Genomic DNA, 16,261 nt, shown 5'->3' with positions numbered 1-16,261 from the left:
CTCCGATAATTCAGACGAAAAACTTCAATCAAAATAGATTCAATCACATCGTATATAATTTTTTACATTTGTGGAGCTTCCATTCCGAAGTTTGCCCATTCCTCTTTTGCTGGACCATAAATGCCTGGAACCGTTAATCCTGCTTGACGCATAAGAACGGTCATTTGTCCTCGATGGTGGCTTTGATGTTGAAGCAAAAACAGTAAAAGGGAACCATTAGGCATTTGATGACCTATAAAATCAACGAGTTCATTCATTGTAAGATCTGTCCATTGAGTTTTTAGGGCCTGTACAAATGCATGACTAGCTTGGTGATAACTGTCTGCTATAAATTGAGCAGAAGTAGGAACTGGATAATCTTTAGATGGAGCTTCGAACGTTAAGTTTGTATTGGACATAATAATATGAATGGCCGTAACGGTATGCCAAGCAATACGTCCTAACGTCCAATGCTGTGAAGTGATTTCCTGTTTAAGAGATTCATCAGTTAGATGATTTAGTAGTTTCTGTGTAGCACCCGCTTCAAACGCCCAAGATTGCAAAAAATGGTCTAAGGTTTGGAACATAAAAATCCTCCTAAAAAATTTAGTTTTCTTTCTATGCAGCTTTAGTTTAATTATATGCCCCTTGGCGTGTAATAGATTTAATTTTCTTGAAAATAATTCGAATTTTTCCAAAACGGTCGATCTGTACTCGTTTTCAATAGTAAAACCAGATACTCATAAGAAGGGAGTATCTGGCCTTGAATACAGCAGCAAAACTTAAAAATACACTTATAATAAGTACAGCAAATCCTGATATCATAAGAATCTCAAAGTTATTTGGATAAAAATAAGGGGAACTCAATAAAACAGTACCAATTACTGCGAAAATAACGGAAAGTTTGCTAAGCATGTAAAAGCGCTCCCTCCAGATAAAGGCTGTTTTCGAAAAGATTGTTGCTATTCAACTAACGGCGCAGAATAACACACACAGACAAGAATTTAAATTATATTTTTTTTAAAAGGGAGTGAGTTGAATGAATATTTCTATTAACCTTAATCGAAATTGGTTTAGATATTTATCGTAGTATTACAGAGCAGTCAGTCGTATCTATATTGTGTATTTTATGTCTCTATTATTCTTACATCAGTTCTACAAGTTACAGTCAACGAATTCCAACAGAGCGTGAGTTATGTTCATACTTTACAAATTTGCTTCTTCTACAAGTTTTCCTAGCAAATCCTTCACTGGTAATGCCCGTATCATCTTAAATCCTGTGCCTGCCCATAAAGACATAGCTTGTGGATCCTCATTTTCTAATGCCTGTTTTCGAATCGGCTGCGTCATATAATGCAAAGCCGGATATACATTAGGTGCTTTTAGTTCATATTTTTTCATAAATTCATTAGATAAACCTCTTGCTAGCCTACCTGTAAATGTCTTTGTCAATTCTGTTTTATGAAAATGTCCTTCAAGTAACGCTCGTTTGTATACTTCATTCGCACCACTTTCATTACAACAAATGAATGCAGTTCCTAATTGAACAGCACTTGCTCCAGCAATTAACAGCACTTTTATCTGTTGCCCTGTCATAATACCTCCAGCTGCAATGATAGGCATATTTACTGCATTTTTAACTTTCATAATTAATTCGTGTAATGGTTCAAAATTTAGCGAATTTGTATTTTGAAATGTTCCACGATGCCCACCTGCATTTATACCTTGTACACAAATAGCATTTGCTGATCTTTCATATGCGATTCTTGCTTCTTCTATATTTGTAACGGTCACAATAATTTGACAGCCTACCTTATGTAATCTTTTTATAATTTGCTTTTCTGGGCAGCCAAATGTGAAACTTACAAACGGCACTTTATATTTTTCTACCAAAGCAAGCTTTTCAAACCATTCATCGTCCGACCATTCCTTTACAGGTAATGATATTGAAAAATCTTTTTCTAATTGTTTTTTATATGCTTGTAATGCTGCCTCATCAAGCATTTCGTTTGAAGGTACAAATAGATTAACCCCGTATAATACATTTGCCTCTATACAGGCTTTTATCTCATTTTCTAATACATCTGACGTTTTATATCCTGCTGCTAAAAAACCGAGTCCTCCATTTTTAGAAACCTCGATTGCTAATTTAGCAGTAGATACTCCACCCGCCATTGGTGCTTGAATAATAGGGTAACGTAATTCGCTAAAGATCATATATCATTTCCCCTTCCTTTTATATCTAAGCTCAGCTAGTAGTAAAATACCTAAACAATATCTACTTCTGTTCAATTGTATCAACTTTTAGATATTAAATATAATTTGAATTTTGTATACTAAATATTAATAATATTAATATCAGAGGTGAGATGATGGATATTGAGGCACTAAAAGCATTTCGGTTCGTAGTAGAATTAGGGAGTATTTCAGAGGCTGCGGAGAGGCTAAATTATTCGCAATCAAACACTACGATTAAAATCCATAAGTTAGAGGAGCAATTACAAACAAAACTACTTTATCGTCATAATAGAGGATGTAGTGTCACGCCGAAAGGAGAGGAATTGTACCATTTTGCGATACAAATATTCAAAACGATGGAACTAGCGGAAAATGCAATGCAAGATCAAGAAAATCCCACCGGTTCCCTACTCATAGGATCAATGGAAACGACAGCAGCGATTCATTTACCTACTATTCTATCTAATTTTTGTACAATGTATCCAAATGTTACATTAAATTTAAAAACGAATCCAACTTCGATTTTAATTGATAAAGTTTTAAATTATGAGCTTGACGGTGCCTTTATTTCAGGTCCTATTCAGCATAGTTTGTTACAATGTAAAACAGTATTTGTTGAAGAAATGGTTCTGATTTATCCAGGTCATACAAAGAACGTTTCTATAGAAAGTACGAATATTTTAGTTTTTCGAGTTGGATGCTCGTATCGTTTTCAGCTAGAAAAATATTTACGGCATCAAAAGATTAAATCCTATCGCATAATGGAACTCGGCTCTTTAGAAGCCATTTTAGGTTGTGTAGCAGCTGGCTTAGGCATCACTCTATTACCCAGATCTGTTTATGAACGCTATGTTCGTTACTATGAGTTACAATTCGTAGCTTTACCCAAAGAATTTTCTTTTATTGAAACACAATTTATTTCGCATTTAGATAATCCCTCTCTATCATTGCTACATTTCAAAAAAATGATAACAAAATTAAATGCAAACGATTAAAAGTGGTGGAGTTAGAAGAGGAATAAAGGCAAAGGTCAATATAATTTTTACTACTCACAAAAAGTTCTTTGGGAAAACAGCCTTAAAAAAAGAAGGTCTAAATATGTCGTTTAAAAGTGTCTAAGTAGCAATGATGCCTTGAATAAAAAATGCTACCCACAAGGAATGGGAAAATATCCACGAAAAGCCCGGTTACCACCTTTGAAAAAATCTCAACCGTTGATATGTAATTAAATTATAGCGTAAAGGATTAGCCGTATAATCATCACACTTAAGCCGTTAATGGCAAGTAGTTTATTAAAAGTGCTTTACTGAATGTAGTGGAGTGTTATACCAATCCTAATTTAGAATAATGAATTTGGAACAACCATGCTTTTTGGATAAAATCGACTGTCTTTTGCTTTTTAATAGACTTACCGCAATACAACTTTTCAAAGTTTGATTAAAAATCCTGTGTTGATGTGCAGGATTTTTTCTTATTCCTTCTTTAACTAGAGAGTATTTCAGTTGAGGAAGCTAAAGTTGAATGTATAAATCGATTCCACTAAAATTAGGAACTAAGCCTATATAGCTCACTAGCATTCATTGTTGCCACATACACTCCGCACATTGTGAAAAGGTTGCTTAGTTGGAATTAAACTGAATAATTCGATATGAAATAGGGTCATTTTATCAATAACGATAAATTTGATCCTTTTTGATTTGACAACTTATTATTCATGAATGATTTTTTTTGTAGTCTCACTATACTATTGATGTTCAGATTTAGGAATAAAAATAAAAGCAATACCTCCTGTTGTCGCTAAACACACCGTCACTTCTTTTCATATTTAATTTTAGTGTGTAAGAATGGAAATCCATGATGGGGGAAATAATGAAGTTCTCTTTTGCAAATTACAATTCAAAATAAAACAAAATCAATACGGAGGTAAAAAAATGAATGTCCTTGATTGTATCATTATAGGTGGAGGTCCATCTGGGTTAAGTGCTAGCTTAACTTTAGGAAGGGCTAGGAGAAACATTGCAATATTTGACGATGGAACGAATAGGAATAGAGTGACACAAGCGTCACATGGATTTATTACTCGAGATGGGATAAAACCACAAGGGTTTAAAGAAATAGCGTTAAAAGAGTTGGAGAATTACCCGTCCGTATCATATTTTACTGCAACAGTTACTGAAATCATAAAGGATATAGGTAATGAGCGATTTACTGTCAAAACATCTACTAGTCAGGAATTTGTTTCAGAAAAAATAATACTCGCCACCGGTATTCATGAAATATTTACTATACCAAGTATAAGAAAGTTTTATGGGATAAGTCTATTTAGTTGTCCGTATTGTGATGGCTGGGAGCAAAAAGATAAGCCATTAGTGGTTATTGCAGAAAAAGAGGAGCATGTACTGCATTTGACTAAGTTAATTTATAATTGGTCGCAGGATTTGGTTGTCTTAACGAATGGAGTTCAATTATCTAAAGAAGGTAAAATAGAGTTACAAAAACACAATATCAAAATTATATCGGAAAAGATAAAAGACTTAATAGGTAATGACGGTTACTTACAAAAGATAGAGTTTGAAACAGGAGCAACAATTATAAGATCGGGTGGATTTGTTGCCCCATCTTATTATCGCCCAAATCAGTTTGCTGAGAAGCTTGGCTGTGAAATTCATGAAAATGGAAAAGTTATAACAGATGGTGTTGGTAGAACAACCCAAAAAAACGTATATATTGCAGGGGAAACAGAAAGGTCTAAACCATCCTCTTTAATGATTTCAGCTGCTAAAGGTAATAAAGCTGCGGTTTCAGTAAATACTGATCTAACGATGGAACGCTTTTAGATTATGTCATAACACCTTCTGCTTCAACTAAATAGGAACTTAGCTAATATGATTAAACACATCAGCGCCAATGTGTTGCCACATAGACTCCAAACATTGTGTTAGAGTTAGTATAAGAATTTACGAAGAACGGATTTTGATTTTAGAATTCGTTTTTTCTTGTTGTTTAAAAAGGATTAAAGGTTTTTTTGTTGAAGTTATTGAACTAACGGCACAGCTTAGTTTATAGACTTATTCAACAATCGAGCGCTTTCGCGGAATAAGAATTGCTCCCTTTTTGCTTTTAAGGGCCATTTAATTAAAGAAGAATGGTATTATCAGTTCATATGTTAGTCGTAAATCGAAGGAGTGAAGTCTGTTTGGAACAAAATAAAAAATTTAAAAATACTATTGAAACTGAAGAAGAATTACGTTCAATTATTGGATTTCCGAGTGAATTAGTAATAAGAAAGGTGATTACAGATTTAGACCATCATTGTTATGATTTTATTTCTAAGTCACCTTTTTTAGTAATTTCAACTTCTGATAATTTAGGTTTCTGTGATGTTTCACCAAGAGGGGATATGCCTGGTTTTGTTCGTGTACTAGATAATAAGCATTTAATTATTCCAGAAAGACCAGGAAACAAAAGAATAGATTCTATGCGTAATATTTAATTAAATCCGAAAGTGGGCCTTTTATTTTTTATTCCGGGATTAGGGGAAACACTCAGAGTTAACGGTAAGGCTTGTTTGGTAAAAGATGATGAACTACTTGATAAGATGGCTGTTAAAGGACAAAAACCTATTGTAGGTATTGGAGTGGAAGTGGAGGAATGTTTCATACATTGTGCAAAAGCTTTTAAGAGGTCAAAATTATGGGAACCGTCCTCTTGGGCTAATAAAGAAACATTACCATCTGCTGCTAAAATTTTATTGGAACACGCTAAGATTCCAAACTCTAGTGTTGATATAATTGCTGAAAGGCTTCAGGAAAGTTATACAAAAAGACTTTATTGAAAAGGTATTTTTCTTAATCAATGCTCAGCAATGATCTTCAACTAATTTTTTATTTCATTTGTTATAATAAGTATGTGCAGTGACCTTTTAAGGTGTTTCCGACCAAAATTGGATTGGAGCTAGCACCATTTCCTAGACCTCTAATATGTCAGTGGGGCACTCCACTATTTGTGGTTACAGCCACATATTTCCTGATTTACCGAACTGAAAATTGGTTATTCTGAAGATGGTCAAAAATTCATTATTTGTCAATAAATAAAAAAACAGCTTGTGCTTCAAAATCCACAAGCTGTTTTTTATTGGGCTTAAAATCTCATTTTAAATATGATGAATTATAATTTTACTAATCCAAGCAGCAAAGATAATCCAGATAATTATAAAAAGTGTTGCAACAAACCAATTCTTTGGTTTTCCAGATAGTTTTAACTTTTCTGCGGCTTCTTTATTATCCTCAATTACATGCGGTGGAATTAGTTTTAAAGCAAGGATAATTCCCAAAGGTACAATTATTAAATCATCAAGATACCCAAGAACAGGAATAAAATCTGGAATTAAATCTATTGGGCTAAAAGCATATGCAACTACGAGCATTGCCACAAGCTTAGCATACCATGGTGTTCTGGGATCTTTATAGGATAGATAAAGTACAAATAAATTTTGTTTTAATTTTTTTGCAATGGCTTTTAATTTTGATATTAAACTGTTGTTGTTCATTAAAGATCTTCCCTTTCGTTACTATGAAGTATATGTTATCTAAGTAAAAAGGGAAATAAAAACTCATGAATAATATAAGGGTCGTGTCAGAAAGAAGGAAAGTAAATATGTTTAGAGTTCATGACGACCGTACAAATGAAACGCTTTATCAAAACAAGGACAACATCGAGAGTGTTGCATTTGTAAAATGTTATGTAATAATTAAGTTCAATTTTGAAGTGTTAAACATCCGTAAGTATCTTCAAAAATAAAAAACAAGCAACCAATAAAATTGATCGCTTGTTTTGTACAGCTGTTTGTTAAATAACCATTATTGAGGGGGATATATAACTATACCCAACTAATTAATGAAATCTTGAGGAACACATTCACGAACACCAGAATTTCTCAAGGAGTTAAATAATGCTGCACTGATTCTTAATAAAACATTGTTATCAGTACCATCTTCTAAATCATAGATTACGAAGTATGCATTATCAACTGAAAAAATACATTTTCGTTCTAATTTAAATCCAGGTGGTACAGGAGGAAGGTTAAAACGTGGTACAACTACAGGTGTATCTCCTTCTTCTCTGATAAAATTGAACGTTTGTTGGTCAATCTCATAGATATTAACTGGATCAATCTCCACACCTTTATCTGGAATTGTAATTTCATCTTCAACTAATAGGAAAAAGCGTTCGTTTCGAAAATTGAAAAGACTTCTCGCTCCAATTTCAAATGATGCCATTTTATATTCACCTCCTCTTCAATACAATATTTTATTCATATCGAATACAGTTGTTTGGACAATTAGGAAGGTGGAGTGAAAAATAGTTAAAAATTTTATTTTCAATACTTATAATTAGCCCTTCTGTTTCTAGACTGAAGCCAATAATGAGAAGAAAGGTGAAGTTGAAACAGAATTTAAAATAGTATCCATTTTATACCTCTATACTTATTAGTTGGCTTTTACTAGAATGATAGAATATTGATATTTTGAGAGGTGTTTGTGTGAAAAAATGGGTAATTTTAGCATTGGTATTATTTTCTTTTACAATGCCAATCCCAAAAGTGCAAGCTGCAAGTTGGCAACAAGGTGATATCATCAAAGGATATTATTCAGAAAATGTGTATGGTACATATACTTTATCGCTTGAAGAAGATGCACGTGTGAAGTTTACATTAACAGATGGTGTTAATGATTATAGAGGGTATAGTTCTCCTAATGAGTATTATGTCATTATATTTGATAGTAATGATCAACGAATTGGAATTATATCAACGAATCTAGATGATGGAGATAATTTAAGAACGGTACAGTATATCAATTTAAAAAAGGGTACATATCACATTAAGGTTGGTTACGGGTTAATGGGTGATTATGAGGTAACCTATGAAGCAAGTCCTATTGAAGGAACGGATGTGGAGCCGAATAACGAAAATTCAACGGCCAATTTGTACACGCTAGGAAATACGTACAGCGGTGTATTATATGGTTTAGGCATTTTGTCAGATAATGATACATACAAAGTAGAGATTCCGACATTTGGAAAATTAAGGGTTCGGCTACAAGAAACTGAAGGTATGTCACTCCGTTACAGCGAATTCAAGTTAGAGGCAGCTAATGAGAAAAACGGGAAAATTTTTTCATTTAGGAGCACCGGTAAACCTAGTGAGATTTTTGTATTACTTCAGCCAGGAATTTATTATTTTAAAATAAGTTTACACTACTCGAATACACCAACCAATAATTATACTTTTACCACAAGTTTTGATCCACTAGTTGAAAAAGATTGGGAAAGTGGTCGCAATATCGATGAAGCGAATGCCGATTTATTAGAAAATAATAAAACCTATAATGGTTTTTTATTGGGTGGTAACTACAGCTACGTTCAGGATTGGGATTATTTTAAGTTTACACTTACGAAGAACTCTAGAGTGACGTTTATTGCCAATTCAAAGCGGGAGGGGTTTGGCTCGCTCATTTTCCTAGATGAAACAGGCTCGCAACTGAGTTCAGGTGGTTACGTGACGAGTGATACGGATAAAATCATTGAAACAAAAGAGTTAAGTTCAGGTACTTATTATGTAGTTTATATTCCTCGATATGGTAATAATAGCTATGAGGAGTATAATCTCACAATGCGTATTCAACGTTTTACAGATGTACCAGCGATGCATCCATATTATGAACAGATTGAAGCACTCGCTCAATTAGGCATCAATAAAGGATATACAGATGGCACGTTCCATCCAACTGAAGCCATTAAACGTAAACATGTTTTTGCATTGTTAAGTAGGGTAGATGGACTTAAATTGCCTAAATTAAGAACAATGAAAGAGTTTAAGGATGTAACAACAATGCACCCCAATTATCCAGAAATAAAGGCATTTTATGAAGCAGGAATCATCGACGGTAGTGGTTTGTATATGAGTCCTGATTCGGATTTAACACGTGCGCAACTGGCAAAGATTTTAGTAAATACGTTTGATTTGAAAATGAAAGGAGAAGGGATAGAATTTAGCGATATAAATTCGACTAATGGTTTATATAAATATGTTCAAATATTAGCGAGTAATGGAATCACATTAGGATATAACGGAAAATTCATGCCAAACGATACAGTCACAAGGCAACATTTCTCTGTCTTTTTACAAAGGACTTTACAAATGATTCGTTAAGAATAAATCGGCACTTTTTAAAAAGTAAGATAAATTCAATACTTTTTGCTACTGTTGTAAAATGAATAAGTTTTCGACTAACAAATGTCTTGTAAATGTTTGATATAAAGGGTTGTTAGATTTTAGTGTCCAAAACTATTTGTCTTAAAAATTGACAAATAGTTTTGGGCTTCTTTTATTTAGTGACATAAAGTTTAGGACTGGGTAATTGAAGGACTGATGGTGGTTGATCTTGGTGAAAAATTCTGACGTGAAATATGGTATTATATGGTTAAAATATAGAAAGCACAGATTGCAGAAAGTTTGGGGGAATGAAATGATTTTGCTTAAATATGACATAGAAGAGAAGGATCTACCATTGTTAAAAGAAGTTTATCAATCAGTAGGGTGGATGAAACATGATGAGCACATAATAAAGAAAGTTTTCAATGCAAGTACACATAAAGTTTTCGGGGTACAAGATCATAAAATTGTAGGTTTTTGTAGAGCTCTTTCCGATGGCGTATTCAATGCTGCTATTTATGATGTTGTTGTTCATAAAGATTATCAAGGAAGAGGAATTGCTCGAATTCTTTTAGAAGACATCATCACACAATTAGATGATGTTTCTTGCATTCAACTAATCGCAACAACAGGTAATGATTCTTATTATGAAAAAATAGGATTTAAAAAATTGAAGACAGGTATGGCCATCTATAAAAATCAGCAACTAGCACAAGAGTACTTAGAGTAATGTTTACTTTGCAGAAATTAAATTAATCACAATAGGAGGAAAATGTGCAGAAAAAAAGCCGATTATATTTCAATCAGCTTCAGTTTTTTAGTTTTTTTGGTTTATCTTTTTTACGTCTAAGCAGTAATGATACCATGAATAAAAAAATTACCACCCATACTGAATAGAAAAAATTTTCAGGCAAAGCCCAATTACCATTTTTAAAATAATCCCAAATCGTTAAAAACAAAAACAGTGTTACAAAAAAAGCAATATATATGTATTTTCCGAATGTAGTCAATTTAAGCACCTCAATATGTAATTTATGTATATTATAGCATAGATAATAGTCGCAGAAACATCGTAGATAATGGGGATTCCCCATTTTAGAAATGAACTTTAAATAAAAACAGAGAGATTAAAGCATCGATTTAAAAAACTCATAAAATCCCATCTTCATAGGAATAGCCCAGATAATGAATCCTAAAAGGACAACTGGTACCAAAAGAATTTTAAATATTTTAGTTGAAAGGGTCTGAGTCTTTACGAAAATTATAACGTAGATTCCCAAGCATACTGCAATAACAATTATTAATAAAATCATCGAAGGTAAGAAATATAAAAAATCTGTTCCCTTTGATAACCATGAAAATATGTCCATAATATTACCTCATAATTTTTATTAATGGAGCAGTTAAAAAATCCCCAGTTTTATACTGGGGAACGGTTTGTCAGGTTGAATCAATATTATTTTTCTGGATAGTCTACATGCATTGGCGGTGGAACTAACCAACCTTTAGTTTTATTAAGACGTAGTAGTTTAACGCCGAGTTGAGCTTTAGCTGTATGGAATTGACCATACATTAGTCCAATATCTTCTCTAGTTGACATACCCATGACTTGGCTACATGTAACTAGACCAGCGGCTAGGTCACCTGTTAGGGCAGCGCTAATCTCTGGATCATTAAATTTCGCACCAGGAGGGATATCCTCAATTCTCGCAACAGGTCTTTCTGGTGGAGCAGGTGGTAGAGCAACACCGTTAGTTTTTAATATTTTTTCTAACTGTTTAGCTTCTTCTCTACAAGTGTCAATGATATCCTCGATAACTTTTCTTAAATCTTCATCACCTGCATGATTATAAAAAGTTTGATATCCAGCTATAAAACCATAATTTACAGTGAGATGTGTCCAGATGCTAAACACTTCTCCGTAGTGTAACGGTTCGTCTTTAGGGTTTCCACTGAGAATTCCCATACTATACACTTCCTTGTCTAGTTATTCGTCATTTTCAAACAAGGATAGTATGGGTGAAAAAAGAAAAATAATTCGTTTTTTTAGAAATTAAAAAGGGTCACCGAATTGTGACCCTTAATAAATGAGGGAGGCTGTGACGGTCAACCAACGCCACAACCTAATAAGTTAAGTGCGTGCGATACACTCAATATTAATGTGTGCAAATTAAGGTTACCTATACATAAAAAAAGGCGAAGCTTCGTCATACCAGAAAGGTTAAATTATATTTTTCCGGGATAGCGTAGTGCAATAACAATTTGTGGTGACGCAATGCTCCCGTAACTAATGTATGTAATGGAATTTGAATGGTGTGGAGCAGGGGAAAAGATGGAGATAACTTCAAAGTCTTACCTATTGCAATAAATATTATGTAGTAATTTTGATGTATGCCAAGATCTTAAATAAAGGATTTAGTTTTAAAGGGCGGTAAAACGCCGCCCTTTAAGCAGAAGAAGAGAGTTAAATCTCGGTTTTTGAAAAAGGATGAGTCCTATGCAAAGAAGTTAGATCTAATTTGTTCGATTCTAGAACCCATATCTCCCATATTTGTGCTTATACTTATCGGGATTTGTTGCTGATATGAAGATCTGGCCTTAGCTTTAACAGCATTGTTGTTTCCAGCTTGTGCCTTGTCCGTTACTTTATTTTGTTTCAACGTAGAATTTGCTATGTCATCCATAAAAATGTTAGCTGAGGACGAGATAGAACCTTCACTTGTTAAACCAATGCTATTTAATAGTTGCTTCTGTACAGTGGATAAATTACTATCCTTATCTAATTTAGTTTCAAGTAGATCTAGAAAACCATTCTCACTGGACAAGTCTAATATATTTGATATTTTAGGATCTTTTAATAACGACTGTCTTTGTTTATCAGATAAATTTTTTATATTTGAATTATTAAGAAGAGTATCTGTTAATACATTTTTGAAAGCAGTTTTTTGATCTTCTGATAAATTTAATTTTTTGTTTTCAGACAATTCTTGAAGGAGTTTTTGTGTGAAAAGTATATTTTCTGTAGATGGAGAATTTATATTCAATGTTATCACGCTTCCTTTCTCGAGATATTCATATTCTTCTTCTATTGAATATTATCGTCAATTATTAGAGATATTTACTGAACAAAATCAAATGAATTAAAAAAAGCAAAAGTGGGATAGAATTTTCTAGAAACATAGAGGTCGAAATTGTAATTAACTATTAACTCCGAAATTTAATTACTGAACGTACCGAGGATTTTGTGCAAGGGGAGTAATCAGGTTTTCAAATGAAGGTCTGCAAAAGTCACATAAAAGAATGCTGACTTTTGCAGAAATGATTAATGTTAGCATTTTAATGTAATCCATTTTTTAACCCATATTCCATAACAGATTTTTGATTAGAAAGTTTGTGATAAGCATCGAAAATTTCTGTAAGTGCTTTTGCTAAATTTTCATTGTTTACATCATGTTTTTCCAGTATTTGATGAATTAGAAATTCCATTGATTCTAACATAGATACCACCTACCTTTCTAATAGTAGGTTAACATTTAGGTATTAACATTCACTGAACAAAATAAAAAGCCGTAGCGTAATCAGATGCTACAACATGAAGATAAACTGAACAACATTCTTAAATTGTGCAGTAATTTAAATAAACAAGAAATTGAAAATGCCATTATTTTATCAGACCTGTGTTGATATGCAGAATTTTTTCTTATTCCACAATCGGGCCATTTAACGGAATAAATCATGTTAAAATTGAATCAATTAAAAAGCGAAGGAGGGAGGGTTCTAATATGGGCTTAGCTTTGGAGATTGCACGTATTTTACTACCTGTTGTAATAGTGGGTGGGATTGCAATATTTGTAGTTATGAGAATGAAACATAAATATAAAAAAGGCACCCTGGGTAAAAAAGAATCCAAAGGCGCTCAAAATCTCTTAGATAATTTAATACCACTCGGCATGATGATTGGTTGTGCTGTTGCTGTACTTCTCAGCATGTTTTTCCCAATCCCCTTACTGTCTACAATAGGTTTGGGATCTGGAATAGGCTTATTATTTGGATATTTAGCTTATGAAATTTATAGCAAAAAAGGATAAGTTATTAGTAAATAGTTATCTTCCTGAAAAGGGCGCGATTGTTAGAAGCGTGCAGAGGGGGTGAGAAAGCTTTTGGTACATAAAATCGTTTATCCAGTACTGATATTTATTGTTTGCGTATTATTAGCCATTGTTATCTACTTGAATCATCGAAATGCCACAAATGACTTTTATCATTTAAGATTGTCAGGAGAAAGTCCCCATTGGGAGATAAATGGTTACCAATTAGATCTGACTTCAGGGATTCTTAAATCGGGAAATGGTAAGCTTCGATTTAAAACAAGAGGGAATGTTTACACTACTAATTATTTTGTCTTTGAAATGAATGCCGTTATAAACGATAAAGATATAACCCTGCAAAGTAAAGCAGTCTCAGGACCTGAAGATTTTAAAAAAGAAGTTGATACTGGAGCTATCGAAGGACCACCACCAATAACGAAGGACGGAAAGTCCATAACGTTTAAAGATATAGATAAAATATATGCGGTGATTCATTGGGAAGGACAGGACGATGGAATAGTACACAAAGAAATTATAGATTTGTATGAGCTAGCCAACTAAAACTAAGCAATCGGGAGTGATTGTATAATAAGCATCGCTGTTCTTCTTCAACTAACGAGTGCTTTACTTGAAGACATTGAGCTTTCTCGACAGCTCTTTTTTCTTATTCAATTAAAGGAGTTTAGTTTAAGATCGTGGTACATTTTATAAATAGTCGGTTAGTAAAGGAGCATTATCCTGTGAATAGGGAAGAAAGAAAAAAGCGTTTAGAATATCTAGTTCAAGAAAGAAACATGAAGAAAAATTGGAAAAAGAGAAACGAATTTCGGAGATGTTAGAGCTGTTCCCAGAAAAGGACAAAGTGGATATCTTAGATGAGAGCGAAAGTGATAAGATTGAAAGTAAAATGACAGATTGTTTTCCGATTGGATTTTGGGGAAGAATTGATTGGGAAAAGGTAAATAAAAAAATTATTCTTACTAAAGAAGACATATTGAATATCCCTACCGACCTATCTAATCAATCTTTGGACACTTCAGTTCCTGTTTACCTTATTGTTGGGATATATAAATACCCATTGGTAAAGACCTCCTTATTTACAATATTAGAAAGGATTGAGGATATTATGGATATGGGACCAGACCAATGGATTTATAGTCCATCGTTAAGATATGTAATTGAATTTTGTCATGATGAGGTAATAACAATAGGCTGGATATGAGGTGCTTATTAAGCTAACGGGGTGCTGTACTTGAAGAACATTGAGTTGCATAGGCAGCTCTTTTTTTATTATGGCTGTTTTCGTATAGATTGTTGCTATAAAACATAAAAACCAAGTTCTACAAAATGTGTAGGTTCAACTTGGTTTTTATGTTTTGTAAAATAAATCTTCAACTAAAATCCTCGTTAATTTACATAAAGGTACGATTCCAGTTCTTTAACCTTGTTCCCGTCTAATTGGCGTGTCAGCCCAAATGTTTCGCCCTTTCCATCGTAATTTATTACAATGTCGAGATCGTGAAGTAATTCAGTGAAATACTTAAAAGACTTTTTTAAGTCGTCATTGAACTTTGCCCTATCAGACTCTAGCGTGTCCTGTCTCGATAAAACATATTCAAGATGTCCCATCCAAATTTGAAGCACATTCAAATTTTCAAAGTCCTTTTGAAGGTCGTCGCCTTTAACCCGAAAATATTTATATTCTGTAGTGAGACGTTTTGCCCTCGGATAATATTCGTTCACATCGGTTGTTTTGGGAACATCTTCGGCGTGAAAGGCAATCCAAGCTTTCAACGTTGGTTCAATTCCATACTCGTTGAAGCCTTCAGGAGTTGAAACGTCCTTCCACGCCTTCGGATCATTGACTTCTGCTACTGCTTTTACTTGTTCGACTTTGCTTTCTTCCTTCTGCTGTGGTGCTGCTAAGTTCGTACACCCTGTCAATAATCCAATAGACAAGATTCCTGTAGATGCTAATTTTATTAGCTTCATAAAGCCGTCCCCCTATGATTGAATATCCTTATTATTAAACTAGCCCATCAACTGTATTTTACCACAAAAAACCAATTGATTTATTAGACTATCCTGCTCCGCTAGTTGAATAACAACAATCTTTGAGAAAACAGCCTTTATCAAACAAGACTTTGGATAAAAAAGGAATTATTAGTAGATATCAAGAACTTTAATATAAGAATTTTAAATTTTGTTTTTTAGATGAGAGGTGAAGAAATGGACACACGGAAAATTGTTGGTCAAACTAAAACGGTCGGATTCCAAGTAGGAATTAGAAGGACCTTTCCAATTTCACAGGAAAAAGCCTGGGAATTTGTCGCATCTGAAGATGGATTAAAATTATGGTTAGGTGAAAGCACCAAAATAAACCTTCAACCAGGTCAGAAATTCTGTACAAAAATGGGGGAAGGTGAAATTCGAATTGTTAAACCTCTAAAACAACTTCGACTTGCTTGGAAAAAAGAAGGATGGGATAAAACTTCTACCATTCAAGTTCGGATCATACCAAAAGAAAATACAAAAACGACCATTAGCTTTCACCAAGAAAATCTCTCTGATCAGAATGTGAGAGAAGAAATGCAGCAATACTGGGAAAGAATTCTTAAACAAATAGAAAAAGGGATTTAATTTAAAAGGAGCATTCCTGTTAGAAGGATTTTCAGGGGCTTGAAAAAGAAAAAGCCCTCTTGTATGATGCATGAGTGTCAACGCCAAATTGACCCATCAT

16 protein-coding genes and 1 pseudogene are annotated in these 16,261 nt (G+C 33.5%); 9 read left to right on the top strand and 8 right to left on the bottom strand.

The features are described 5' to 3' along the window. Positions 1–62 precede the first annotated feature (62 nt). Together ACIQXF_RS21230 and ACIQXF_RS21225 are read right to left on the bottom strand one after the other, a co-directional pair. Positions 63–566 (bottom strand): DinB family protein, encoded by a 504-nt coding sequence (locus ACIQXF_RS21230; protein WP_402787270.1) that lies wholly within the window; start codon positions 564–566, stop codon positions 63–65. Between the two features lie 619 nt (positions 567–1,185). Continuing rightward, positions 1,186–2,196, bottom strand: a complete 1,011-nt coding sequence (locus ACIQXF_RS21225; RefSeq protein WP_402787267.1) for a nitronate monooxygenase — start codon at positions 2,194–2,196, stop codon at positions 1,186–1,188. A gap of 152 nt (positions 2,197–2,348) precedes the next feature. Here ACIQXF_RS21225 and ACIQXF_RS21220 point away from each other — a divergent pair, with 152 nt between their 5' ends. The 3 genes and pseudogenes from ACIQXF_RS21220 to ACIQXF_RS21210 all read left to right on the top strand — a co-directional run bounded on the left by ACIQXF_RS21220 (position 2,349) and on the right by ACIQXF_RS21210 (position 6,052). Then, entirely contained in the window at positions 2,349–3,212 is an 864-nt protein-coding gene (locus ACIQXF_RS21220; protein ID WP_402787264.1) for a LysR family transcriptional regulator, read from the top strand. A gap of 936 nt (positions 3,213–4,148) precedes the next feature. Further along, complete coding sequence (locus tag ACIQXF_RS21215; RefSeq protein WP_402787314.1) at positions 4,149–5,054, top strand: NAD(P)/FAD-dependent oxidoreductase; 906 nt, start codon at positions 4,149–4,151, stop codon at positions 5,052–5,054. A gap of 326 nt (positions 5,055–5,380) precedes the next feature. Then, positions 5,381–6,052 (top strand): annotated as a pseudogene (locus tag ACIQXF_RS21210) (pyridoxamine 5'-phosphate oxidase family protein). Positions 6,053–6,370: 318 nt separating this feature from the next. Here the strand turns inward: ACIQXF_RS21210 and ACIQXF_RS21205 are convergent. Both ACIQXF_RS21205 and ACIQXF_RS21200 read right to left on the bottom strand, forming a co-directional pair. After that, complete coding sequence (locus ACIQXF_RS21205; protein ID WP_402787261.1) at positions 6,371–6,766, bottom strand: YkvA family protein; 396 nt, start codon at positions 6,764–6,766, stop codon at positions 6,371–6,373. Between the two features lie 340 nt (positions 6,767–7,106). After that, positions 7,107–7,496 carry a spore coat protein gene (locus tag ACIQXF_RS21200; RefSeq protein ID WP_402787258.1) on the bottom strand — a complete coding sequence of 130 codons (390 nt, stop codon included), beginning with the start codon at positions 7,494–7,496 and terminating at the stop codon, positions 7,107–7,109. 263 nt (positions 7,497–7,759) lie between these two features. Here ACIQXF_RS21200 and ACIQXF_RS21195 point away from each other — a divergent pair, with 263 nt between their 5' ends. Further along, on the top strand, positions 7,760–9,430 hold the full coding sequence (locus ACIQXF_RS21195; protein ID WP_402787255.1) for an S-layer homology domain-containing protein: 1,671 nt from the start codon (positions 7,760–7,762) through the stop codon (positions 9,428–9,430). A gap of 316 nt (positions 9,431–9,746) precedes the next feature. Then, entirely contained in the window at positions 9,747–10,163 is a 417-nt protein-coding gene (locus ACIQXF_RS21190; RefSeq protein WP_402787252.1) for a GNAT family N-acetyltransferase, read from the top strand. 726 nt (positions 10,164–10,889) lie between these two features. On the opposite strand, the gene ACIQXF_RS21185 is transcribed toward ACIQXF_RS21190, so the two are convergent. From ACIQXF_RS21185 to ACIQXF_RS21175, 3 genes are all read right to left on the bottom strand, one after another. Beyond that, a complete protein-coding gene (locus ACIQXF_RS21185) occupies positions 10,890–11,399 on the bottom strand; it encodes a DUF3231 family protein (RefSeq protein WP_402787249.1) in 510 nt (169 codons plus the stop codon). 529 nt (positions 11,400–11,928) lie between these two features. After that, positions 11,929–12,477 carry a hypothetical protein gene (locus ACIQXF_RS21180; protein ID WP_402787246.1) on the bottom strand — a complete coding sequence of 183 codons (549 nt, stop codon included), beginning with the start codon at positions 12,475–12,477 and terminating at the stop codon, positions 11,929–11,931. 292 nt (positions 12,478–12,769) lie between these two features. Then, positions 12,770–12,931 carry a hypothetical protein gene (locus ACIQXF_RS21175; RefSeq protein WP_402787243.1) on the bottom strand — a complete coding sequence of 54 codons (162 nt, stop codon included), beginning with the start codon at positions 12,929–12,931 and terminating at the stop codon, positions 12,770–12,772. A 284-nt stretch (positions 12,932–13,215) separates the two neighbouring features. Here ACIQXF_RS21175 and ACIQXF_RS21170 point away from each other — a divergent pair, with 284 nt between their 5' ends. The 3 genes from ACIQXF_RS21170 (at position 13,216) to ACIQXF_RS21160 (ending at position 14,743) form a co-directional block, all read left to right on the top strand. Continuing rightward, a complete protein-coding gene (locus tag ACIQXF_RS21170; protein WP_402787240.1) occupies positions 13,216–13,521 on the top strand; it encodes a hypothetical protein in 306 nt (101 codons plus the stop codon). Between the two features lie 72 nt (positions 13,522–13,593). Continuing rightward, on the top strand, positions 13,594–14,082 hold the full coding sequence (locus ACIQXF_RS21165; protein WP_402787237.1) for a hypothetical protein: 489 nt from the start codon (positions 13,594–13,596) through the stop codon (positions 14,080–14,082). Positions 14,083–14,326: 244 nt separating this feature from the next. Then, complete coding sequence (locus ACIQXF_RS21160) at positions 14,327–14,743, top strand: CDI toxin immunity protein (protein WP_402787234.1); 417 nt, start codon at positions 14,327–14,329, stop codon at positions 14,741–14,743. 185 nt (positions 14,744–14,928) lie between these two features. Here the strand turns inward: ACIQXF_RS21160 and ACIQXF_RS21155 are convergent, their stop codons facing one another. Next, positions 14,929–15,513, bottom strand: coding sequence for a hypothetical protein (locus ACIQXF_RS21155; RefSeq protein ID WP_402787231.1), 585 nt, complete (start codon positions 15,511–15,513; stop codon positions 14,929–14,931). A gap of 237 nt (positions 15,514–15,750) precedes the next feature. Between ACIQXF_RS21155 and ACIQXF_RS21150 the strand changes: the two genes are divergently transcribed. Continuing rightward, complete coding sequence (locus ACIQXF_RS21150; protein ID WP_402787228.1) at positions 15,751–16,161, top strand: SRPBCC family protein; 411 nt, start codon at positions 15,751–15,753, stop codon at positions 16,159–16,161. Positions 16,162–16,261 lie beyond the last annotated feature (100 nt).

It is taken from the genome of Lysinibacillus sp. NPDC097231 (assembly GCF_044761885.1).
GTDB lineage: Bacteria > Bacillota > Bacilli > Bacillales_A > Planococcaceae > Lysinibacillus.
Note: the sequence above shows the minus strand (reverse complement) of the source record. Positions and strands in the feature narration are given on the sequence as shown.